Genomic DNA, 22,111 nt, shown 5'->3' with positions numbered 1-22,111 from the left:
TTGTAATATTTTATTGAAATATAGATCTAAAATATTAAGATCTAGTGAATATTACTTTTTTAGTTCATATATAGCTATAGTTATACGGCGATAATGCGTAGCAGAATAACGATTTTGTCATTCTAGTGTCTTCTGTTACCCCTTATCTAGATGTGTAAAGGTGAAATCTAGTTTCACTATATAACACAGTCTCATACAAGTAGCTTCTCGATTGAGAGTTGTCTTCTGCATTGAGCTCAACATTATTTACTACTTTTTCAGTAATAATTTCGGCAAACTCAGGAGAAAGTTCTTTTGCAGAAAATGCAGCATGTACATCATTTTTAACAAAGAAACACGTAGCAAGTGCAAATACTGCTGTTGGTACACAGCACCAAGAAGAAGCTATACTAAAAAAAGTTGTAGAAGCTACTAAAGTAAATATTGCTTGAAGCATAATATACTGTTTATCAATGCCAACATATTCAGCCATCAATTTTCTAACTTTGTTATTGCTGCCGTATGGTAAAAAAATATCTTAATAAAAGCTGTTACACTATTACTAGCAAGATATCAATCACGCTCTATTGGATCTACATTTTGATTTAAAATCACCTATTTTCTTGCACCTTTTTGCCATTCATAGAATGTTAACTTTAAACCTCTTGGCTACAAATGCTCTACTTTCCCCTACATCCAATGCTTTTTTCCTTAAATCATAACTATATGCTGCTGGCATTCACATCTCCTCGCTACTTTACCTATTCCATCATGTTCACACTATTAGGAAAAGAGCTATAATTTTCAATACTAACAAAACTACTTCCTAATCTTTTACACAGCAACCTATCGAACTTAATGCTGTGAATATACGATCAATAGAAAACCTGAAGAAAAGGAAGAAGTCACTTCTTCCTTTTACTTAACTATATACTGTTACCCCTTACTATCAACAACTCCTTGTCTTACTTTAGCTATATCTAGATTCTCACTAAGCTTTGACATTACATATGTAATACCACCAGCAACAAGTCCAACTAATACAGCAGCAGCTACAGCTATACCAATTATAGGCAATACCGGTAATGCAGCACTAAAATACAATCCTAACCCAACTGCCAATGCAGCTATGGCACCACAAACACTACCAATGATTATTGGTTTATTAGTAGTTTTTACTGTATCTTTAGTTATATTTCCTTCAGTTTGAGGTACGCTGCTTTCAGCTACTGAAGATTGTTCCTGACTTTCGCAACCAGAAATGATCTTTTTAAGTACTTCCAGCCAACCATCAATTTTAGTTTTTTCCTTTTCATCTTGTTCTTGATTTTTTAATATTTCTAAAACCTCCTTGGTTTTGTTAAGATGATCTTTTCTTACATTAGCGAAAGCTTTTTCTAACATATTATCATTTTTAGCTGCATCTAGAATAGCTTCAATGCTTTTATGACTAGCTTCCTGATTATCAAGACTTATAGCATAGTCAAGCGGTGTTAGAGTATGTTCTTCACCATCTGAAGGCCTGATCTTTATATTCGCAGTAGTAAGAACTTTTTCTAATATACTATTTCTTTCAGCTACATCTAGGATAGCTTGAATGCCTTTCTGTTTATTAATAGCAATAGCATTGACAAGTGGTGTTAAAGTACATTCTTGACCATTTGGAAACTTGATCTTTATATTCGCATTAGTAAGAACTTCTTCTAATATATCTTTCTCTTTAGCTACATTTAGAATATTTGTAATATATCTCTGACTACTTAACGAGTTCTTAAGACTTATAGCATAGCCAAGCAGTGTTAGAGTATGTTCTTGATCGTTGCTATTAAAACATTTCACAGTAGTAAGAATTTTCAGCAAATCCTCTTTTGAAAATCCTGTAAGAAGATTAATAATATTCTCACCTTCTTTTATCGAAGTCTGTAACTTATCATATGATCCTTGTTGTGTTCCGTTTAACTCTTCATATTTTGGCATATAAAATTCTCCTATTCAAAATAATAACATACTTTAATTGCTATATATTTAAGCAAATAAGTCAATAAATTAATAAAATGCTGTGGTGCCAAAAACACTCAAACAAAAAAAAGCGCTCCGGTGCTCATTCTTTGTTTATAAATAATATTCTTGATTCAATCCTTTGCTTTCTTCTCAATATATCTACATATCAGGATAGACAGCTCATATAACACCAGCATAGGAATTGCAAGCCCCACTTGGCTCAGAACATCAGGTGGAGTTAAGATTGCGGCAATAATGAAAATTACCACTATTGCAATTCTGCGTTTATTTGACAAACTTTGTGCAGTGATTAGCCCTACTCTTACCATTAAAGTGAGTATGACTGGAATTTGGAATGCAGTGCCAAATGCAAACATAAACTGGAGAACAAGGTCTAAATATTCACTAACTGAAGGCATAAACTCTATCGGTATACCGAAAGATTTACCGCTATGTTCAAAAGCAATAAAAAATTTCCAGGCTAAGGGAAATATGTAGTAGTAAACTACAGCGGCTCCCGTTACAAACAAAACCGGTGTTGCAATTAAGTATGGCAATAACACTGCCCTTTCTCTCTTATATAAGCCAGGTGCTAGAAATATGTAGAATTGCCATGCAAACACAGGAAAAGAAAACAACAGTGCACTCATTATTGCAACCCTGAGATATACAAAAAACGCTTCTGTTAAGTCTGTATAGATTAGAGAAAAATCATTGCTATCTTTTGTAACTTCTATTAAAGGTGCAAGTAAAAAGCGGTATATATTTTCTTTAAAGTAGTAACAAAACCCGAAGGTAACACAAAAAAATAGAAAGCAAAAAATAACTCTTTTTCTAAGTTCCGCAAAGTGCTCATAAAATGAAGCATATTTTTGTGAGTTTTCGTTCATACTTTACAATAACGCTATGTCTAACATTCTCAATGAAAAAGCCCATTCATTGTCATACCATGCTGCAACTCTACAGATATCACCTGTGACATATGTACCAGCTAAATCCACAATTGCACTATAAGGGTTATGGACAAAGTCTATTGAAACTAAAGGCTCGTTACATACGGAAAACACATGATTTGCTGAATTCTTAAATATTTCGTTTATTTCCTTAGTTGTTGCTCTCTTATCAGCTAAAAATTTAAAATCAACCATAGAAACGTTGCTAACCGGAACTCTAATAGCAGTACCATCTAGTTTACCCTTTAACTGAGGAATGACAGAACCAATTGTTTTTGCCGCTCCGGTTGTAGTTGGCACCATAGAAAGGCCACAAGCTCTTGCCCTGCGTAAGTCTCTATGGTTGCCATCAAGAATATTTTGATCATTCGTATAGGCATGTATAGTGGTCATAAAACCGCTTTTTATACCTAAATTGGAGTGTAAAACTTGTACAATCGGAGCCAGACAGTTTGTAGTACAAGAGCCTGCTGAGATCACCTTATGCTCCTTTTTTAGTATATCGTTATTTACGCCGTAAATTATGGTTACGTCAGCATCTGAAACTGGAGCAGAGACAATTACTCTCTCTGCATTATGCTTTGCTGCTTCCGCACGCTTGTTGAATGCACCAGTGCATTCAAGTACTACATCAACATTCCAAGGAATATTTTCAGGGCCACGTTCTCTATATAAAGAAAATTTCCTGCCATTTATAGATAGCCAATTTTCAGACTCGTTAAAACCAATATCACCACTGAATTTACCATGAACAGAGTCATATTTAATCAAATGTGCATGCTGCTCAGCACTGAGCGACCCATTTACCGCCACAACTTCTATTTGCTCGCTATAGTTTTCTACTTCAAAAATAGCACGCAATACACTTCTGCCTATTCTACCAAGACCATTAATTCCTACACGAATTGTCATTTTTCCATCTTAAAAGTTTAATTATAGGAAATATTGCCTGATATTTCATTCTATTCTTTTAGTTGTTAACCCTAATGTTATAATATATTGATTGACTAAAGAAACTGTCTCACTTAATTAATAATATCTAAATTTTAACTTGGAGTAGGTTATGCATGGATTACCAATGACAAATTCAGATAATCAGTATCAGCAAAGAAAAATAGAAGCATTGCAAAAAGAAAATAAAGGACTGTCAGAAGAAGTGAAAACATTACAGAAAATGTCAGTGCTGCAAAATGAAATGCTAGTAATGCTACAGTGGAAATCAATAACAGAGAAACTGCGCACAGAAATATTAAAAAAACTGCTAGAAGCACCTCAAGAGGCAGCAGCATTTCAATTAGAAGAAAGAGATGAAGATCAGCAAGTAATAGAAAACATACTGGATATGCAAGAAGAATTTGAATCTTTACAAAATTTGGAAAGTATTACTATTGAACAAACAAATATTCAAGGACAGAGCATATAAGCTTGTAATAGTTTTAAACTATTACATATAACTTTCTCTACTTCCTTCTTTATCGTTACCCCGGGTGTTGTAAAACTGGAGTAACACCTTCCGCTACGCAAATTACCTACAAAACACAATCTTTTTATTCCCCCAAACAATTAGTTGTGAATTTAATCAATCATATTAATATAGTAAATATTTACTTAATATACTAGTATTTACCTTGACTAAACAATTATAGTGCTGTATGATTTGTACTTAAGCTTTAATAGTGAGGTGTTGATGGACACACAAGAATTAGAAAATTTACAGAAAAGTTCATCAACAAAATCCCAAGATGCTGAGGAGAAAACATCAGAAGAGTTGGAAAGAAATTTAAACCTGAATGAAGCCAATAATGAAGGTTTAAGAGAAGTTGAGTTGAAAAGACAGAAAGTAGCTGAAACAAGTAAACTGGTTGGATCAATGATTGGAGTATTCTTAGGCACAATGATATATTCTAAAATCTATCAAGAATACGAGGGAGAAACATGCATTAATGAATGGTTTTATAGCCGCTGTTTCTTTGGGATTTGGCTTCCTTCTAGGAAAAGCTACAAATGAAGCTGTTTCTACAAATCTGGAAAACGCTGCTGTTGAGCAACCTAACGCGCAGCAAACCCTACCCTTCTGTACATAAAACGATAAATTCTATAACTAAAAAAAGTACTTCCCCATTTTTAAAGCACTGCATACAATAGAATTATATTGCAGTGTCTTATACTCATCCTGAGATATAGGAAAACAATCTATACAACATTTTAAGCTGGCTCAGAGCGCTGGCAAACCCAATAGCATAATTTACAAGGAGGACTTATGAATAAGAAATTTCTCTATTCACCATTATCAATAAAAAGCATAGAAGAAAACGGAGTATTTTCTGGCTATGCGAGCGTTTTTAATATAGTTGATAAGCAAAATGATCTGATATTGCCTGGAGCATTTAAGAATAACTTAAATAAAAGTCAGATAAAACTTCTTTGGCAGCACAATCCAAGTGAGCCTATAGGTAATATTACAGATATTTGCCAAAATGATATTGGCCTATATATAACTGCACATTTGCTTTTGGGTATTCAAAAAGCAGAGGAAGCATATTTAATGCTCAAAACTGGAATTATTAACGGGCTTTCGATTGGCTATATACCAATAGAGTATGATGTTGATCATGAAAGCGGAGTTCGAGTGTTAAAACAAGTGGAGCTATGGGAAGTTAGTTTGGTCACTTTCCCTGCAAATTTGTCAGCTCAGGTAATCAATGTGAAGAATCATTACAATGAACAAGAAATGTTAGCAAGAGCAATAGAAAAAGCAAATTCTGTGCTTACAAATATGTGTATTTCTACTTAAAATCTATAAAAATTTTCACACAATTTAACATTTATATTATTATTTATTTAATAATTATATTAATATATATAACTTCAGTACTTTAAAAATTAGGTAATTTTATGCTAAATGCTAACAATAAGGTTAATTACGAATCTAGTATTAAACAAAAGGAAAAAAAATACAGCTTATCCACTGTGTTTGCTTGGCTATATCTAAAAACAATCGGACGAATGTTGCCAGGGAGATGGAATAAATGGGCAGAGAATATCCTACACCACAATCAAGTTATTGTGGTTAATGGAGTGCAGACTGATAATCTTTTCAACTCTGACAGAGAAAAGGAATTGAAGGATGAAAATGAGAAATTACAAGAAAAATTGAAAGAAATGAACGAACTTACAGAACAAGTGAAATCATTAGGAGAGGAAAAAGAAATATTTGCTAAATTTTTTGCAGCACAAGCACAGCAGATTGAAGACTTAGAATTAGAAAATGAAGAGTTAAAGTCTAAACTTGAAGAAATTAAAAAGAGTTATAAAGAATTAGAAGCAATTACACAAAAACGAGGAGAAGAATTTTTAGCACAGTTCAAGGAGAAGTCTAAGGAGATATTAGATTCGCAGAAAGAATTAATTGAGCGCAGTAAAGAATTTGTAAATAAAATAGAAATGCTCACAGTAGAGATAGAAAAAAAAGATGGGAAAATACGTAGTTTAACGCAATTAAATGAAGTGTTAGAACAAGAGAAAAAGGAAATGGAGGATAAAAATAACGCACAACAGCAAATCATACTTGATCAAGAGGAAAAAATAGAAAAACAAGGCGCTTTAATTACTTCACTTACTGATAAAAATAAAGATATAAATGAAACTGTGAAGAAAGATAATGAAATTCTACGAGCGCAAAACACAGATTTAGAAAGTAAAGTTAGTCAGTTAAAAGACAAGTCTGATACTCAAATAAAGGAATTAAAAAATCAACTTAAGGAGAAGCAAGCAGAATTCACACAAGCTGAGGAAAAAATACTAAATTTAGAAAAAAAATTGGAAAGTTCTCAGCAACAATTAGTGCAAAAAAATACTGGTCTAACAAATCAATTACAAGATTTAAGTAGTAAACTACATGCTGCTGAAATAAAGAAAAAAGAATTAGAAGATGAAGTTAACGAATTGAAAGAAAAAGCTAAGGGAAAAGATGCTGAAGTAGAAAATCTTAAACAACAATTAGAGAAAGAAAAAGATGAATTAAAAGATTCAATTAGCAAACTAAATGCTGCTGAAACAGAGAAAAAAGAATTAGAAGATGAAATTACCAAATTACAAGCACACGCTGAGGAAAAAAATGCTGAAGTAGAGAATCTTAAACAACAATCAGAGAAAGATAAAAGTGATTCAAGTAATAAACTAAGTGCTACTGAAACAGAGAAAAAAGAATTAGAAAGTAAGATTGCTAGTCTACAAGAACAAGTACAGACATTAGAAAAAGGTAAAGAGTGGGAATCATCTGGAATAGATGATAGCTTAAAGCAAACTCATTCGAATCTGATAGAAATGTTAGAAAAAAAACTTGCAGAGCAAGAGAAGCAGATTGAGCAGTTACAAGAGAAACGTAAGCAAGAAGAAGATCAAGCGAAAGCTAATATTACAAAGTTACAGGAAGAAAAAAAAGGTCTGTTAGCTGAAATAAATAGTTTAAGGAAAAAATTAGAATCTTCGCAGAATATTACACTGTCATCTGTTAAAGCACATTCAGAAACACTTAGAGAAGATTATAAGTTGAAAATACAACAAATTGAAAATTCAGTAGCTGGAAGTGAACAACAAAATGGAAAGTTGACAGAAGATACAAAAGAACAAGCAAAAGCGCTAGATACAGTGAGTATAGCATCTACTGCAAAATCAACTATAAGCTCTAGTAAATCAACCTCGTCAAAATTGCAGAACCTTACCAATAAGCTTCGTAGGGATAACGGTTTCAAGAACTTTTTATCTAAGAAAAATGAAGAGTTGAAAAAAGGTTTTCCTGAATTTGAAGGAAAACACTTTTGCCATAACGTGCTTGGTGAAACTATAAAATCTCTATCAAATCAAAGTGATGGTAAATTTGAAAGCAATAAGTTATACCAAAATCCATTACTGACCGAACAAATAAGAAACATTACAAACTCGTTTAATAGTAGTACTGGAAATATTGACAATAAAATTACACAAAACATCTTCAAGTAAACCTATGGTATCGTAGATACTATTGCGTAAAGTATTGTATTTGATATATTGCCACAACCTTTCAACAGGATTCAGTTCCGGTGAATAAGGAGGCAAGTATATGATGGTAATGTTTTCCTGAATTTTCAAACTTTTTGATCTATGCCAACTTGCACAATCCATTACAAGAAAGGCTTCTTTCGTGCCTAAATCTTTCGACATCTGCTCCAGAAATATATTCATACAATCAGTGTTTACATATGGAGCAAGTAGGCTAATTTTCTTACCACTTCTTGGATTTACCGCACTGTAGATATAGAAATTTTGTCTACCAATTTTCATTTTAACCTGTGTTCTGACCCCTTTTTTAAACCATCCGTGTCCGATTTTTGAATGAGTTCCAAATCGTGATTCATCAAAAAAATACCTCCTTTTCAGGGTGGGAATTGACTATTTTATTGAAGTATTTTTTAAACTCTTCTTGCTTGTTTTTATCTTGTTTATGGTGAATTGGCCTCGGTGTTATGTAAGAAAACTTCATCCTTTGTATCTCACGGTGCACTGTTGATTTGCTAATGTTTAGGCCAAATTCCTCTGAGATTTTTATTTGCACTTCCTTAATAGTAATATTTGGATTTCTTTCTACCCATATTTCAATTTGCTCACGTTGATTTTTGTTTAATTTGCTTTTTCTTCGCCGCTGAGACGGGGAAAATAATCTTTCTACTCTACCAAATTTTAGATGCTTTATCCATTCAGTCAAAGCAGTCCTTGAAATTTTACATATTCTTGCCACAGCGCTTATACTACTTTCTTTTCCTGCTATCACCGCTTGTAACTTTTTTGAAACATATGCGTTATTTCTGACCTTTTTTAACATTTCTTTCGCCAAATTTACAACTTTTTCGTCTAATAGTTTTGACCTTAATGCCATTTATACCTCTCTATTTTATCTACTTTAGTATCACTTCTTTCCCATTATTGTCTATCTGTTCTTTATATAGTGGGAATTGGTATTACTTGCACTGTTGAAAGAGAATTTGGTTAAATCTGGAAAAGCGATCATAGAAACTAAGTTTAACAAAGTTGTTGAAGAACTTGCTAAAGATTTTGTTAAAAAACATGATCTCAAACAGGTAATTTTTGTTGAGAGGTGTGCAGAAAAGTTGTATTTAAATGAAGAAGATAGTAAAGCGATAATAAATTCTTTCACAGAATTTTTGGCTCAGAAAAATGTTAGCAATAATGACTCAGTCAAAAAATTTGTTGTGCAGAAGTTAACGGAAGCTGAAATGAAATGTTTTTCAGATAAGATTCAACAACTGGCATCAAGTATAAGAGATAAATTTTTATCTCCAGATCAGGGAATGTGCGTTCAAACTTCAAAAGAAAACAATGAATATGAATTAACAGATAAAGCTAAAAAAGAATACACACCTAACTCTTCCATGAGTCACAGCAATACGACAAATGTAAGTAAAGGAAGATTTAAATAAAGCTCTTAGCATAAAGTATCAGCTCCTCCTTTGTTAAAGTGTAGGAGCTGCCTTCCCAGTGTTGTCGTAGCAATTCTAAGTTTCTACCTAAATTTTTTCCTGGTTGATGACCTATAGTTATTAAATCATCACCAGATAAAGGAAATTTTGGAATGTTAAACATCTTAGCAAATGAAATATACTCATCAACATTTATTCCAGACTCAATACCACAAATCTTCATTAAGTCACAATATAATTCCTTACCAAATAAAGATATGTATTTCTTTTGCTCTTTTTCTGAAAGCTCTGCTTTGATATTGTTTGATAATAAAAATAATAGTTTTTTCTTTTGCTTATTTGAAAGACGTAAAAACTTGCTCACTTCTTCTCCAAGACTCGCTCTATCTTCGGCAGTCCTAATAAGCAACGCTAATTTTGTTAGTGCATCGATTGTGGGATCTAGGAAAGGCGTATGGCCATACGCTGAGGGTTTTGTAGGAGGTTTAGTGTTGATAAGAAGTGGTGAAGATAAAATTTCGCATTTTACTTCTTTTGGAATAATTTTTTGTAAAACATCAGATTTTTGCATGCTCTTAAGTGTTGGAGCAGGATTATCACACTCCAGCAATTTAAATATTTCTTCTCTTATTCTCTCTCCAGAGAGGTTTTGAATCATGTGCGAATGCTTTTTGCACACATCCAATATTTCATCACTTAAATCTCCTATGCATATTTTAGCGTGAAAACGAAACGCTCTTAAAATACGTAGATAGTCTTCCTTAATCCTATCTTCAGCGTTACCTATAAAGCTTAACTTTCGTGCTTTTAAATCTTCAATTCCACCAAAGTAGTCGTATATATGGCCATGCTTGTCTGCATAAAGAGCATTAAACGTAAAGTCGCGCCTTGAAGCATCAGCTTGCCAATCATCAGTAAATTCTACCTTCGCATGTCTACCGTCACACTTTACATCATGCCTTAGCGTTGTAATCTCAAAGGATCTTTTGTCTAAAATTGCAGTGATAGTTCCATGTTTCAGACCAGTTGGAATAGTCTTTATATTGCAAAGCTTGAGCGCTTTAATTGCTTGATTAGGCAGCAGATTAGTAGCAAGATCAATGTCGTGAATTTCACGCTGCAAAATTGAATCTCTAACACATCCACCAACAAGCCTTGCCTCGCCACCAAATTTCTCTATTGATTCAATAATTATACTAACTTCATGATCAATTTTCATATACATCATGTTACACAAAATGCAAAATTTTTGCAAAAAGCCTCATATAAAAATATATAGTCAGAAGAGTGGTAAAATAAGGGGGTAAAGTGATAGAGTAAGTCTACAACAAATCCACTGTCTAGAAACTTATAAGTATAAAAGTAATACAACGTTTCTGATAAAAAGCTAGATTCCAGCGTCACACGCTGGAATGACATCTTTCTACAGACAATAGCCTTCTATTGTCATCCCAGTACCTGCTGCTGTCACTTAAGTAGCTGACACTGGGCTTTTTTGCCACTCTGCTGAATGGATACTTTTTGATTACTCCTTATTCTTCGCCCTTCCTGCACGTTTACGTTCATTTGGATCGAGGAACTTCTTACGCAAACGTATAGATTTTGGAGTTACTTCTACCAATTCATCATCGTCTATATATGCTATCATATCCTCCAGTGTCATTATTTTTGGTGGAGTAAGCTTTATAGCTTCATCGCTACCTGAAGCTCTTACGTTTGTTAATTGCTTACCTTTAAGTACATTTATTTCTAAATCATTGTCACGACTATGCTGACCGACAATCATACCACAATATACCTTATCTTGTGGCTTAACAAACATAATTCCCCTATCTTGCAGATTGAAAATTGCATACGCTACTGCTTCGCCTTTGTCTGTTGAAATTAAAACCCCATTACGCCTTCCGGAAATTGAACCTTTATGTGGAGCATAACTGTGAAATAAACGGTTGATTATACCAGTGCCGCGAGAATCAGTTAAAAATTCTCCTTGATAGCCAATTAATCCCCTTGATGGCACTAAAAATGTCAACCTAGTTCTGCCACTACCAGAAGGTCTCATGTCAGTTACTTCACCTTTTCGAAAGCTAAGTTTCTCCATGATAATCCCACTATATTCATCATCCACATCAATTACTACTTCTTCTATAGGTTCAAGTTTTTTGCCATCCTCTTCTTTAAACAGCACTCGAGGCCGTGAAACTGAAAGTTCAAAACCTTCCCTTCTCATATTTTCAATCAGTACCCCAAGCTGCAACTCACCACGTCCACCTACTTCAAATGCTTCACCACTTGGAGCCAAAGTTACAGTAATTGCAACGTTTGTTTCTGCTTCTGCATATAAACGATCTTTTATAACAGTTGAGGTAAGTTTTGTTCCCTCTTGCCCAGCAAAAGGTGAGTCATTAACGCTTATAGTAATCGCCATCGTTGGCGGGTCAACTGGAGTTGAGCTGATCGCAGTTGTAACTTCTGGTGCTGCTATAGTGTCTGAAACTGAAGCTTTCTCAAGTCCTGCAATGGCAATTATGTCACCTGCTACAGTTTGCTCTACCGGAATACGTTTTAAACCAGAAAATGAGAGTAACTTAGTTAATCTCCCTCGCTCAACCACTTGACCATCAAGATCAATTACCTTAAGATCTGAGTTAACTTGCGCGATTCCTTGGTAAATCTTTCCTGTCAATATTCTGCCAAGAAATTTATCAGATTCAAGTAAAGTAACTAGCATAGCAAAAGGTGCATTTTGATCATAAACGGAAGGTTTTATGTAATCTATCACCGTTGAAAATAATGGGCTTAAATCTTTTCTCTCATCAGATAGCTCCTTAGCACACCAACCATTTCTACCTGAAGCATAGAGTACTGGAAAATCTAGTTGCTCGTTGGTTGCATCAAGGTTAAAAAATAACTCATATATTTCATTTAGTACTTCATCAATTCTGCTGTCTGGTCGATCAACCTTATTGATTATCACAATCGGTTTTAAATTTGCCTTTAGTGCTTTTGACAACACAAACTTAGTCTGTGGCATTGGACCTTCTGCAGCATCAACCAGTAGTAATACACCATCTGCCATGCAGAGCACCCTTTCCACTTCTCCACCAAAATCCGCATGTCCTGGTGTATCAATGATATTGATTTTCTCATCACCCCACATTATTGACGTACATTTTGCAAGTATTGTAATCCCACGTTCACGTTCTTGATCACCACTATCCATCACTCGTTCTTGAACTTCTTGATTCTCACGAAACGTGCCACTTTGTTTTAACATGTTATCAAGTAAAGTAGTTTTTCCGTGGTCAACGTGTGCAATTATTGCAATATTGCGGATCGATTTAAATTCACTCATTTCTTATCATTTCAAATTTAATTTAATAACAAGTATACGTATAATATATTTAGAGTAAATAACTAAAGCCGTGCTTTCAGAGTATTTTAGAGCCTGTACGTGATCTCAAAAAAGGGATAGAATGAGAGGATAAAGTATATAAAGTAGGATATGCGAAGTTTATATCCAAGTGATATAAGTCGAGAAAAGTTTGAGATTATTGTAGCAGATCTGGAGTCTTGCAGGAAGAGGACAAAGCCAAGAACACTTGATTTATATCATGTATTTTGTGGAGTGTTATACGTCTTAAAAAGTGGCTGCCAGTGGAGAATGTTACCAAAAGAGTTTCCAAAATGGCGGAATTGTTACGACTATTTTAAGAAGTGGAGTGAAAAAGCAGATGCAAATAAAGAAAGTGTTCTGGAGCTGGTATTAAAAAAAAATAGTTGGCGTGGTCCGACAAAACAATGGTCGGAAAGAAAAAACCAGCTTCTGCATAATTGATGCACAAAGCGTAAAAAATGCAGATACTGCTGAAGAAAAAGGCTATGATGCAGGCAAAAAGGTTTCAGGAATAAAACGCCATATTGCGGTAGATACACAAGGTTTACCCCACGCAATTTATATAACAACGGCAGAAATAACTGATCGTAGTAGCGCTGTGAGAATGGTTAAAAATGCTAAAGAAAACCTATCTGAAGTTAAAAATATACTAGTTGATGCTGGCTACACAGGAGAAAATTTTGCAACACAAATAAAAGCAACTATTGGCGCTACCGTTGAAGTAATAAAGCGAAACGAATTACACACCTTTGTCGTATTGCCGAAAAGATGGGTTGTTGAGAGATCTTTTGCTTGGTTGCAAAAATGTAGGCGATTGTGGAAAAATTGCGAGCGGAAACTCAACACTAGCCTGCAAATGGTCGTTCTTGCTTTCGCTGCTTTGCTTCTGAAAAGATTATGAACAGGCTCTTAGGCAGATCATGGAACTCTAACAAAAAGGTTTCATGTTCGCCGTACTTTGTAGCAACTAACACCAAGACAAAGAAGAAGAATCTTGCTTTAGCAGTACATTTATATAAAATGAAAATAAACTAAAGTAATCATTTAAATGCTAACAAGATTCGCTCCAAGTCCAACTGGCTATCTCCATGTAGGAAATATACGCACTGCACTCATTTGTTGGATGTACACACGTAATCAAAATGGAAAATTTTTACTACGTTTTGATGATACTGATCTTGAGCGTTCAGATATTAAATATATAGATAATATCATAGAAGATCTGAAATGGATTGGTATAAATTGGAATTCAAGTTTCAAGCAATCAGAGCGTTTTGAGCGCTATAACGAGGTGTTCTTACAGTTAATGAAAGAAGGTCATATTTATGCATGTTATGAAACGAGAGAAGAATTAGACACTAAACGAAAATTGCAGTTAAAACAAGGACTTCCCCCTGTTTACGATAAAGGTGCGTTGCTTCTAACTGAGCAAGAGAAAATTCGTTATGAGCAAGAAGGACGAACACCTCACTTTAGATTTAAATTGAATAGAAATGAAGTTGTGAAATGGAATGATGAAGTTAAAGGTGAAATAAATATTGCAACAATTCACATTAGCGACCCTGTGGTAAAAAGAGAAGATGGAATTTATACGTACATGCTACCTTCTGTTATTGATGATGTTGACTTTAATGTAACCCATATTGTACGTGGCGAAGATCATGTAACTAACACCGCAGTTCAGATTCAAATGATTCAAGCATTAAAAGCGAAAATTCCTATATTTGCTCACCTTCCTCTACTACATTTTGATGATAGCAAAATATCGAAACAGAAAGGCGGGCTGGATATTAAGTCCATAAGAGAAGATGAGATTGAACCAATGGTGCTAATTAGCTATTTAGCAAAACTTGGAACGTCTGATCCGATAGAAGCTCATATTAATATGCAGCCCTTAATTGACTCATTTGATATTAAAAAATTTAGCTCAGCATCTTTACAATTCAGCTTGAGTGAAATGTATAAGCTAAATAGCAAAGTGCTGCAACAAATGCCATTTGAAATGGTGCAAGATCGTTTAAGTCAAATTGGCCCAGAGTTTTGGTATTTTATAAGGAGTAATATAGAAAAATTTTCTGAGGTGGCCAAATGGTGGAAAACATGCAAATTTGGTATAGAGCCTGTGGTTCTTAATAAAGAGTTTATAAAAATAGCGCTAAGTTCATTGCCTAAAGGTGATTGTAATGAAAACACATTATCAGAGTGGGTTAAAAATATTCGACAGACAGTTGATATAAAGGCAAAAGATCTATTTATGCAGTTGCGCCTCGCTTTAACAGGAACAGAAACAGGTCCAGAACTCGCTAAATTATTAATTTTTATCGGTAGAGAGAGCATTGTTGCAAGGTTAGAAGAAAGTCAAAGAATTATACAAAAGGTTTAAATGCACTGGATGTATTTGAATGACACCAATAAGCATTGTTCAGGAAACGTGAAAATATTAGATTTCTTGTCATTCCAGTTTCTGCTCCTGTCATTCAAGTAGCTAACACTGGAATCCATAATCTTGCCAAAACGTTGTATTTTAAAATAACTTCTATACATATCCCATATTTCTGGATGCCAGTGTCAGCTACTTTCATAACAACATTTAGTTGTTTTTTCTCGTCTACCTTATTTTACTACTCTGCTGAACGAATAACACCAATAGTTAATCTCATGCTGAAAGATCATTTTATGGTCCAAGTCAGTTCTTTTACAGGTCACTTCCAAGCTCATCAAATTTTCTAAGATCTTCTTAAGTTCTGAAAGTTGCAAACTTTTCAAATGAGATTTAAAACTCTGCAATTGCTTGAAGAACAATGGAGGACTCAGCTGGTCAATTGCAGCTTGTTCATTCATTCCATTTTGTATTAACAGCAAAACGCTTTCTAGTCGTAGAAAATAATTTGATATAATACGGATTAATGCTATCGGTGAAAAATTCTCTTGTAATATCAATACATCAGAAATTTTGATGAATTGTCCCATGTCTTTACTCACTATTGCAGAGCACAGATTATCAAGTGTAACATAATCATTGCCGGAGGTTGAAAAGCATAGATCTATATCAGCAAGTTTAAGATCTTTTCTTTTTCCTAGATATAAAGCTAATTTTTCAAGCTCTGAATATATAGGCAGTTTGCTATGATTAAAATAAGACTGCAAGTGGTAGATTATCTCACTTGTGCACTCTATATCATTTTGTTTCAAGTAACTTGATATAATATCACAAAGATTACTACCGCTGTCCTTATAGCAGGTAATGACACCGAAAATTTTTGAGCTTTCCATATAACTTTTAGTTGTAGAACTATATGGAAGATCATTTGCCATCATTACTATATAATGATCGCCTATATTATGATCCAATATGTTTCTTAACTCTTTAGATATACTTCCACTGACATTTATCAGCTTAACTAACCTTTTTTTAGTAAACATCGAAATGTTTGCCAACTCGGAAAATAACAAGCCAGGCGACTTATTCACTACTGCAAAATCCATCACCTGAACTGAATACTCATTCAAGTTGGCAATTATTTCCTGTACAAAAATATCGACCTTACTATTGTCACTCCCATGAATTAATACACCACTTAAAGTATCGGGTTTCTCAAGGAATTTTTTAACTTTAGATGGCGTAATTCTCATGCCATCTATATTATATTATCACTACTTGGTGGCACATCATTTGATTGCACATCAGTTTCCAACAATTCTGAGCTTTCTTGATTTGCTGTATTCTGCATATCATCAGACACTTCTTTCTTTCCCGTAACATAATTATAAAAATTTTTTATAGGCTGTCCTATATATCTAGAAAAAAATCCTTCGGCCATATCTTTCACTCCACAAATTAACAATTAGCACATAAAACAACGTAGCAAAAACTACTTTACGCTCAGATAGTTACACTCATTTGTTAATGAATTATGAACTTTCGAGACCAAAATTAAGTCGATCTACTTAACACCAATCTTATAAAATAAGCAATGATTAAATACACAGCTGCGATAAGTATAATTGCAGGTCCAGTTAATAAGTCAAAACTTGCAGATAATATCAAACCTGATACTCCAGAAATCACAGAAAAAACTGTTGCAACAATAATCATTTGCATTGGAGTTTTTGAAATGAGTCTTGCTGATGCAGCAGGTATTAACAAAAATGCAGCAATGAGTAATATTCCTATTAATTGAGCAGAAATTGCAATAAAGATAGCGAGTATAATCAAAAATTCTAGCCTAACAAAATTAACATTTACTTTCTCAACTGTTGCCAAATCTTGATTAATCGAAATCATCAGCCAATAGCGCCATCTAAATATTAATATCAAAGTAACTATTACGGAGGTTAGAAAAATTGATATTATATTACTTTGGTCAATCATTAATATGTCACCAAAAAGTGAGCTAATAATACTATTATTACCTGATGGAAGAAAAGACATAAGTATTAAACTCGATGATAAAACTACATTGGTAACTATGTTCAATATCGTATCAGCAGAGTATAATTTATTAAAATTAAGAGAAAGTAGTATAGCAAACATAATTGCAATGAGCATTATACTTACCGATGGACTGATATTAAAGATCAAAGCAAGTGCAATACCAAGCAATGACGAATGGGACAAACTATCACCCAAATACGATAACCTTTGCCATATCATAAATGACCCTAGAGCTCCTGTGACTAGGCTAATCATAATTACCGCAATTAGACTGTTTATAAAAAAACTCTGTGTAAATATCTCTAACATGCTATCAGATAACTGACAACAAATCTATCTTCAGATATTAAAACGTTATGGGTTCTGCATGCAGAACCCGTCGTCATAAATTCAAAATTTAAATTCTTTTGCTCCATAAGATAAGACTTCATTGAACAATCGCGTATCTTACCAGTACCTATTATCAAAATCTCTATTTCCTCTGTTAAAAAAGATTTAAAATACTCCTTGTTATTTATATCACTTTCTTTCAATTCAATCACCTTTTCAGGAAAAATTATAATTGAGCCATGATATTCTTGATTATTTACCCAAAATCTTTCTTCCCTGTAACCATCTATAAGATTTTTCTTCTTGGAAATTAAGGGCATAAATCAAACTATTAATTCTGTGTCGCACACCCACCATTCTGGATATTCCTTTTTGATATTTGCCGCTGCAGCTTTTGCACTTTCTTCACTATCAAACATTCCAAAACATGCTACACCACTACCTGACATACGAGAAAGTATAGAGCCTTCTTGTGACTCTAGTGTTGATATTACATTCTGAATTTCAGGTACAAAACCTATTGCTGCTTCTTGAAGGTCATTTTTTGTCTCTTTAAGAAGCTCTAACAAATTCTCCTCATTGTTATCACTCCACTTAATTGGATTAGAGAAATCCTCTTTATACTTGGAAAATACTTCTGATGTATTCAAAAACTTTTTTTTTGGTTTCACAAGTACCAGACTTATGGGTAAAGAGCATTGTTTAATGGGACATAATTCCTCACCAACACCTCTAACAAAAACTGGCTTACTATCTACACTTGCAGGCACATCAGCACCAACGCTTAAAGCTATATCACTTAAAATTTGCCTATCAATATCCCACAGCTCTCCTAGCGTGCGTATCACAGCTCCAGCATCTGAGGAACCACTACCAAATCCTGCAGCAATTGGTACATTTTTTATAACCTTTACAGTGACTTTAGTTCGTATAGGAGCGTACCTAAGCAGTAGACTCAATGCTTTCGTTATAGTATTATATCGATAATTTATTTTAAACTCAGAGTTTACAAATTGAACTGTAGAGTTATCATATCTAAAGTTTTTTTCTCCTACTTTTATCTCTAAAAAATTAGAAAGTTTAGCAAAGACAACCAAACTTTCAATTAAATGATACCCTCTTTCTTCTCTATTTATAATATGTAAAAAAAGATTGATCTTTGCAGGAGCCTTTACACAAAAACTTTCCATCTGTATATCTTCACTAACACTATCTTATTTACTATACTTGAAATGCCACTTCAGTCAAACTTTATACACTCCCAATGAGATCAAATGCCATAAATCCTAACTTCTCTGTATGGGTAAGTGCATCAGCTGGTACAGGTAAAACAAAGATCTTAATAGACAGAGTATTAAGACTTCTATTAGAGAATAAGAGAAATATTCTCTGCTTAACATTTACCAATGCTGCAGCAAATGAAATGGAGAATCGCATTTACAGTACACTTAGTAAGTGGGCAATATGTCCAGAGGGTATATTGGTCGCAGATTTAGAACAATTAGCCCAGTATGTGACCAGAGAAAATAAAGATTATTTAACAAGAGCAAGAAGGCTTTTTTCTGAACTGGAAAATCTTGGTCTTAATATTCAAACTATACACGCCTTTTGTTACAAATTAATCTCCAGCTTTCCTACAGAAGCTGGTATCGCTCCAAATTGTACGTTGAGCGAATGTAAAGAATTGCATTCCATCGTATTTGAAAAAACGCTTCATAACGAAACTGTGCAGGACGATATCAATATCGTTGCAGCTGAAATTGATGAAAATAAGCTGCGTGATTTGCTCTATACCTTATGTATAAAGAGATCAGCTCTAGAAAATAATTTAGGATATATAAAAGATAAACTAAGCTTCCCAGACAAGATTGACAATTTACAGAATGAAACGATTGAGCAGATAAAAAGATTAGCTAAAATATTAAGTAAGGGAAGCAAAAGGGATCAGAGTTACAGTGCGATACTTTATGATTGGTGTAATAGCACAAAATCGTCCGTACCAGATGTTGTCATCCCAGTGCTTGACACTGGGACCCAGAAAAAAAGAAATATGGATCCCAGTGTCAAGCACTGGGATGACAACAAGATAGAGAACTTAGCTAAAGTATTTCTCAAATCAGAATCGTACGAAAAAAAGAGCATATCATCCATTATAACAAAGGGTGCTTTGGAAAAATTTGAAGACGTAGAGCAAATGATAGAAAGCATTCAAAATGCATTGTTTACCCATGTAAAGGACATAAATTCTTATCAAATATTCGGAAGAACCAGTAGTTTACTTAGTATATTTAAAGTATATATTGATCTATATAATAATGAAAAATCAAAGAATGCACTGCTTGATTATGATGATATCATCAATTTAGCAACAAATCTCCTTAGCAATCCAGGCAATAAAGATTGGATATTGTTTAATCTAGACCAAAAAATAGACCATATTCTTGTTGACGAGGCACAAGACAATAGTATTAGTCAATGGAAAATTATAACAAGTCTCTGCGATGAATTTTTTACCGGCAGTGATGAAAAGAGAACTTTATTTGTTGTTGGCGATGTAAAACAATCAATTTACAGATTTCAAGGAGCAAATCCCCATCTATTTAATTACATGCAGCAATATTTTCACACGAAAACTGGTGGCAGAGATTGGGTATCATGTCAACTTGAAAAGTCATTTCGCTCAACTCCAGAAGTTTTGATGCTTGTAGACAGAATATTTAACAATTTTCGTGAAGAAATATCTTTCAATGATAACAAGATAAAACATATTCCATATAGAGAAAACGATCAAGGATACATTGAAATTTGGCCGTTACTGCCAGGATATGAAGAGGAAGAGCAGCAAGCCTTACAAATTCATTTAACACAGAGGAAAGATTATGTAGTAAAGGATCGATTACTTGCTCAGGCAATAGCCCAAAGAATTCACAATTGGTTAAACGAAGGGCGGATTTTAGTCGCCAAAGATCGCCATATAGAACCAAGGGACATTATGATTTTGGTACGGCAACGAAATGCGCTAGTTGACTACATAATAAGTGAACTAAAAAAAGTAAATGTACCAGTTATAGGCCGAGATTATTTTAGAATTATGGATTACATAGCTGTGCAGGACTTAATAGCTTTGGCTGAATTTTTGCTCCTCCAGGCAAATGATCTTGCTCTTGCAAATGTTTTAAAATCACCGCTATTTAACTTTACTGAGGACGATTTATTCAATATTGCATATAATCGTAAAGAGCAGTCATTGTGGGAAAAAATTCATGATTATCATGAGGTTATTTATAGCGAATTAAACTATCTGATTAACTTATCTCAGACAAAATCCCCTCTTACATTATTCACGCATATATTACGCACAGGTAAAAAGAAATTTGCTGCAAGGCTAGGTCTTGAGTGCTTCGAGATTCTAGACGAATTTATGAACCTCGTATTGCAATTTGAGCACCCATCTCTTCAAGCATTTGTTCAGTGGATCAAAGAAAATAATCCTGAGATTAAAAACGATATGCAATCAGAACTCAATGCTGTACGAATAATGACAATTCATAAATCAAAAGGTCTACAAGCTCCAATAGTGTTTTTAGTTGACACAAATACAGTACCAAGAAACAGCGAAAATATTTTGTTTGATGCAACGGAAGCACCATTTTGGTGTGGCAAAAATAGTAATGCTTATTGTAATCAAGTAAAAAGAGAGAAAAAACTAGAGGATTATAACGAATATTTGCGTTTGCTGTACGTGGCACTTACGCGTGCTGAAGATGAGTTATACATTTTAGGCAAAGAGCCAGTGCAAAAGGGCTCTTGGTATGATCTAGTTATTCAATATGGAGCATTATATGAGAGGAAAAAACTATACTTACAGCCGATATTTAAAGAAAAAGTTGAAGTGCTATGCATGAATGCAAACTACCCTTCTATTTATAAAAAACGTGATTATTTTGATGTTCCAGTGATTTCACCTCCATCAAACCTATCAATGTCATTGCAGCACGTGACACTGGAACCTGGAGAAAAAAAGCCAGTGTCAAGCACTGGGATGACAGATGAGAATGCTGGAATGACAAAAAGGAGCATTGGGACGACAGACAGCTATGCAAGAGGCTTAATAATTCACAGTATATTGCAATATATGCCCAAGATAGAGAAAGACAGGAGAAAAAATTGGGTTAGGAAATATCTTGATAGCATAAACACTAGTGAAAATAAGGATGAAATTTACAGCAAAATATTAACCTTTAATGAAAAATATGATTACCTGTTCGACTTGGAGGGCAAATCAGAAATTCCACTTAGTGGAACAATTGACGGAAAACCAGTATTAGTGCGGCTAGACAGACTGTGCATAACAGAAGACAAAGCAATCATAATTGACTATAAATCACACCATAACGTTTCTATTTCCTCATTAAATGAAATAAAAAAGCAAATGTTGATCTATAAAACCTTAGTGCAAGAAGTCTACCCAGATAAGCAGGTAGAGTGCGTGGTTATTTGGATGGAAGATTTAACCTTACAATCTTTGATCTAAACTCAA

At 34.0% G+C, this 22,111-nt stretch carries 20 protein-coding genes and 1 pseudogene; 8 read left to right on the top strand and 13 right to left on the bottom strand.

Annotated features, from left to right (window positions below; genetic code table 11):
• Positions 1-142 precede the first annotated feature (142 nt).
• The 5 genes and pseudogenes from ABWU24_RS06625 to gap form a co-directional block, all read right to left on the bottom strand.
• Complete coding sequence (locus ABWU24_RS06625; RefSeq protein WP_341815965.1) at positions 143-436, bottom strand: hypothetical protein; 294 nt, start codon at positions 434-436, stop codon at positions 143-145.
• A gap of 129 nt (positions 437-565) precedes the next feature.
• Positions 566-718, bottom strand: a pseudogene (locus tag ABWU24_RS07845) (IS630 family transposase); the annotation flags it as partial.
• A 197-nt stretch (positions 719-915) separates the two neighbouring features.
• Entirely contained in the window at positions 916-1,956 is a 1,041-nt protein-coding gene (locus tag ABWU24_RS06615) for a magnesium transporter (RefSeq protein ID WP_341815964.1), read from the bottom strand.
• Between the two features lie 155 nt (positions 1,957-2,111).
• Positions 2,112-2,870, bottom strand: a complete 759-nt coding sequence (tatC, locus tag ABWU24_RS06610) for a twin-arginine translocase subunit TatC (RefSeq protein WP_211908050.1) — start codon at positions 2,868-2,870, stop codon at positions 2,112-2,114.
• A 3-nt stretch (positions 2,871-2,873) separates the two neighbouring features.
• The gene (gap, locus tag ABWU24_RS06605) at positions 2,874-3,845 is read right to left on the bottom strand and encodes a type I glyceraldehyde-3-phosphate dehydrogenase (protein WP_341815963.1); all 972 of its coding nucleotides are present in this window, start codon (positions 3,843-3,845) and stop codon (positions 2,874-2,876) included.
• Positions 3,846-3,996: 151 nt separating this feature from the next.
• Between gap and ABWU24_RS06600 the strand changes: the two genes are divergently transcribed.
• The 4 genes from ABWU24_RS06600 (at position 3,997) to ABWU24_RS06585 (ending at position 7,934) form a co-directional block, all read left to right on the top strand.
• The gene (locus tag ABWU24_RS06600; protein ID WP_341815961.1) at positions 3,997-4,356 is read left to right on the top strand and encodes a hypothetical protein; all 360 of its coding nucleotides are present in this window, start codon (positions 3,997-3,999) and stop codon (positions 4,354-4,356) included.
• 264 nt (positions 4,357-4,620) lie between these two features.
• Positions 4,621-4,941, top strand: a complete 321-nt coding sequence (locus ABWU24_RS06595; RefSeq protein ID WP_341815960.1) for a hypothetical protein — start codon at positions 4,621-4,623, stop codon at positions 4,939-4,941.
• A gap of 252 nt (positions 4,942-5,193) precedes the next feature.
• Entirely contained in the window at positions 5,194-5,727 is a 534-nt protein-coding gene (locus tag ABWU24_RS06590; RefSeq protein ID WP_341815959.1) for an HK97 family phage prohead protease, read from the top strand.
• Positions 5,728-5,828: 101 nt separating this feature from the next.
• On the top strand, positions 5,829-7,934 hold the full coding sequence (locus ABWU24_RS06585) for a hypothetical protein (protein WP_353274627.1): 2,106 nt from the start codon (positions 5,829-5,831) through the stop codon (positions 7,932-7,934).
• Here ABWU24_RS06585 and ABWU24_RS06580 read toward each other — a convergent pair.
• Positions 7,842-8,847, bottom strand: a protein-coding gene (locus ABWU24_RS06580) for an IS630 family transposase (RefSeq protein ID WP_353274215.1) whose coding sequence is annotated in 2 segments (ribosomal slippage) — positions 7,842-8,336 and positions 8,338-8,847 — 1,005 coding nt in all. Because the reading frame shifts where the segments join, the coding sequence is not laid out codon by codon here. The two genes, ABWU24_RS06585 and ABWU24_RS06580, sit on opposite strands and share 93 nt — an antisense overlap.
• A 94-nt stretch (positions 8,848-8,941) precedes the next feature.
• Here ABWU24_RS06580 and ABWU24_RS06575 point away from each other — a divergent pair.
• On the top strand, positions 8,942-9,409 hold the full coding sequence (locus ABWU24_RS06575; RefSeq protein WP_353274625.1) for a hypothetical protein: 468 nt from the start codon (positions 8,942-8,944) through the stop codon (positions 9,407-9,409).
• Here ABWU24_RS06575 and ABWU24_RS06570 read toward each other — a convergent pair.
• Both ABWU24_RS06570 and typA read right to left on the bottom strand, forming a co-directional pair.
• A complete protein-coding gene (locus ABWU24_RS06570; RefSeq protein ID WP_341815957.1) occupies positions 9,402-10,628 on the bottom strand; it encodes a CCA tRNA nucleotidyltransferase in 1,227 nt (408 codons plus the stop codon). The two genes, ABWU24_RS06575 and ABWU24_RS06570, sit on opposite strands and share 8 nt — an antisense overlap.
• 306 nt (positions 10,629-10,934) lie before the next feature.
• Positions 10,935-12,764 (bottom strand): translational GTPase TypA, encoded by a 1,830-nt coding sequence (typA, locus tag ABWU24_RS06565; RefSeq protein ID WP_135352958.1) that lies wholly within the window; start codon positions 12,762-12,764, stop codon positions 10,935-10,937.
• Positions 12,765-12,914: 150 nt separating this feature from the next.
• Between typA and ABWU24_RS06560 the strand changes: the two genes are divergently transcribed.
• Positions 12,915-13,707 (top strand): IS5 family transposase gene (locus ABWU24_RS06560; RefSeq protein ID WP_341815401.1). Its coding sequence is split into 2 segments (ribosomal slippage): positions 12,915-13,178 and positions 13,180-13,707, totalling 792 coding nucleotides; the frame shifts between segments, so codons are not numbered across the junction.
• Positions 13,708-13,854: 147 nt separating this feature from the next.
• Positions 13,855-15,189: a glutamate--tRNA ligase gene (gene gltX / locus ABWU24_RS06555; RefSeq protein ID WP_015588479.1), complete on the top strand. Its 1,335-nt coding sequence runs from the start codon at positions 13,855-13,857 to the stop codon at positions 15,187-15,189.
• A gap of 230 nt (positions 15,190-15,419) precedes the next feature.
• Here the strand turns inward: gltX and holA are convergent, their stop codons facing one another.
• From holA to ABWU24_RS06530, 5 genes are all read right to left on the bottom strand, one after another.
• Complete coding sequence (gene holA, locus ABWU24_RS06550; protein WP_015588478.1) at positions 15,420-16,439, bottom strand: DNA polymerase III subunit delta; 1,020 nt, start codon at positions 16,437-16,439, stop codon at positions 15,420-15,422.
• A gap of 5 nt (positions 16,440-16,444) precedes the next feature.
• A complete protein-coding gene (locus tag ABWU24_RS06545; RefSeq protein ID WP_015588477.1) occupies positions 16,445-16,627 on the bottom strand; it encodes a hypothetical protein in 183 nt (60 codons plus the stop codon).
• A 113-nt stretch (positions 16,628-16,740) separates the two neighbouring features.
• Entirely contained in the window at positions 16,741-17,550 is an 810-nt protein-coding gene (locus tag ABWU24_RS06540) for a metal ABC transporter permease (protein WP_015588476.1), read from the bottom strand.
• On the bottom strand, positions 17,544-17,891 hold the full coding sequence (locus ABWU24_RS06535) for an Mth938-like domain-containing protein (protein WP_007302686.1): 348 nt from the start codon (positions 17,889-17,891) through the stop codon (positions 17,544-17,546). Before ABWU24_RS06535 ends, ABWU24_RS06540 begins: the two co-directional genes overlap by 7 nt.
• Positions 17,892-17,894: 3 nt before the next feature.
• Positions 17,895-18,761 carry a 4-(cytidine 5'-diphospho)-2-C-methyl-D-erythritol kinase gene (locus ABWU24_RS06530; protein ID WP_015588475.1) on the bottom strand — a complete coding sequence of 289 codons (867 nt, stop codon included), beginning with the start codon at positions 18,759-18,761 and terminating at the stop codon, positions 17,895-17,897.
• Positions 18,762-18,835: 74 nt separating this feature from the next.
• Between ABWU24_RS06530 and ABWU24_RS06525 the strand changes: the two genes are divergently transcribed.
• Positions 18,836-22,105: a UvrD-helicase domain-containing protein gene (locus ABWU24_RS06525; RefSeq protein ID WP_353274623.1), complete on the top strand. Its 3,270-nt coding sequence runs from the start codon at positions 18,836-18,838 to the stop codon at positions 22,103-22,105.
• Positions 22,106-22,111: the final 6 nt, after the last annotated feature.

Source organism: Wolbachia endosymbiont (group B) of Hofmannophila pseudospretella, from assembly GCF_964028515.1.
Lineage (GTDB): Bacteria > Pseudomonadota > Alphaproteobacteria > Rickettsiales > Anaplasmataceae > Wolbachia.
The sequence above is the reverse complement of the archived record's forward strand: the minus strand, read 5'-3'. Positions and strand labels throughout refer to the sequence as shown.

Bases quoted from the DNA above. Each gene is read 5' to 3' on its own strand.
- ABWU24_RS06625 (WP_341815965.1), bottom strand. From the start codon at position 436: ATGCTTCAAGCAATATTTACTTTAGTAGCTTCTACAACTTTTTTTAGT.
- ABWU24_RS06615 (WP_341815964.1), bottom strand. From the start codon at position 1,956: ATGCCAAAATATGAAGAGTTAAACGGAACACAACAAGGATCATATGAT.
- tatC (WP_211908050.1), bottom strand. From the start codon at position 2,870: ATGAACGAAAACTCACAAAAATATGCTTCATTTTATGAGCACTTTGCG.
- gap (WP_341815963.1), bottom strand. From the start codon at position 3,845: ATGACAATTCGTGTAGGAATTAATGGTCTTGGTAGAATAGGCAGAAGT.
- ABWU24_RS06600 (WP_341815961.1), top strand. From the start codon at position 3,997: ATGCATGGATTACCAATGACAAATTCAGATAATCAGTATCAGCAAAGA.
- ABWU24_RS06595 (WP_341815960.1), top strand. From the start codon at position 4,621: ATGGACACACAAGAATTAGAAAATTTACAGAAAAGTTCATCAACAAAA.
- ABWU24_RS06590 (WP_341815959.1), top strand. From the start codon at position 5,194: ATGAATAAGAAATTTCTCTATTCACCATTATCAATAAAAAGCATAGAA.
- ABWU24_RS06585 (WP_353274627.1), top strand. From the start codon at position 5,829: ATGCTAAATGCTAACAATAAGGTTAATTACGAATCTAGTATTAAACAA.
- ABWU24_RS06570 (WP_341815957.1), bottom strand. From the start codon at position 10,628: ATGAAAATTGATCATGAAGTTAGTATAATTATTGAATCAATAGAGAAA.
- typA (WP_135352958.1), bottom strand. From the start codon at position 12,764: ATGAGTGAATTTAAATCGATCCGCAATATTGCAATAATTGCACACGTT.
- gltX (WP_015588479.1), top strand. From the start codon at position 13,855: ATGCTAACAAGATTCGCTCCAAGTCCAACTGGCTATCTCCATGTAGGA.
- holA (WP_015588478.1), bottom strand. From the start codon at position 16,439: ATGAGAATTACGCCATCTAAAGTTAAAAAATTCCTTGAGAAACCCGAT.
- ABWU24_RS06545 (WP_015588477.1), bottom strand. From the start codon at position 16,627: ATGGCCGAAGGATTTTTTTCTAGATATATAGGACAGCCTATAAAAAAT.
- ABWU24_RS06540 (WP_015588476.1), bottom strand. From the start codon at position 17,550: ATGTTAGAGATATTTACACAGAGTTTTTTTATAAACAGTCTAATTGCG.
- ABWU24_RS06535 (WP_007302686.1), bottom strand. From the start codon at position 17,891: ATGCCCTTAATTTCCAAGAAGAAAAATCTTATAGATGGTTACAGGGAA.
- ABWU24_RS06530 (WP_015588475.1), bottom strand. From the start codon at position 18,761: ATGGAAAGTTTTTGTGTAAAGGCTCCTGCAAAGATCAATCTTTTTTTA.
- ABWU24_RS06525 (WP_353274623.1), top strand. From the start codon at position 18,836: ATGAGATCAAATGCCATAAATCCTAACTTCTCTGTATGGGTAAGTGCA.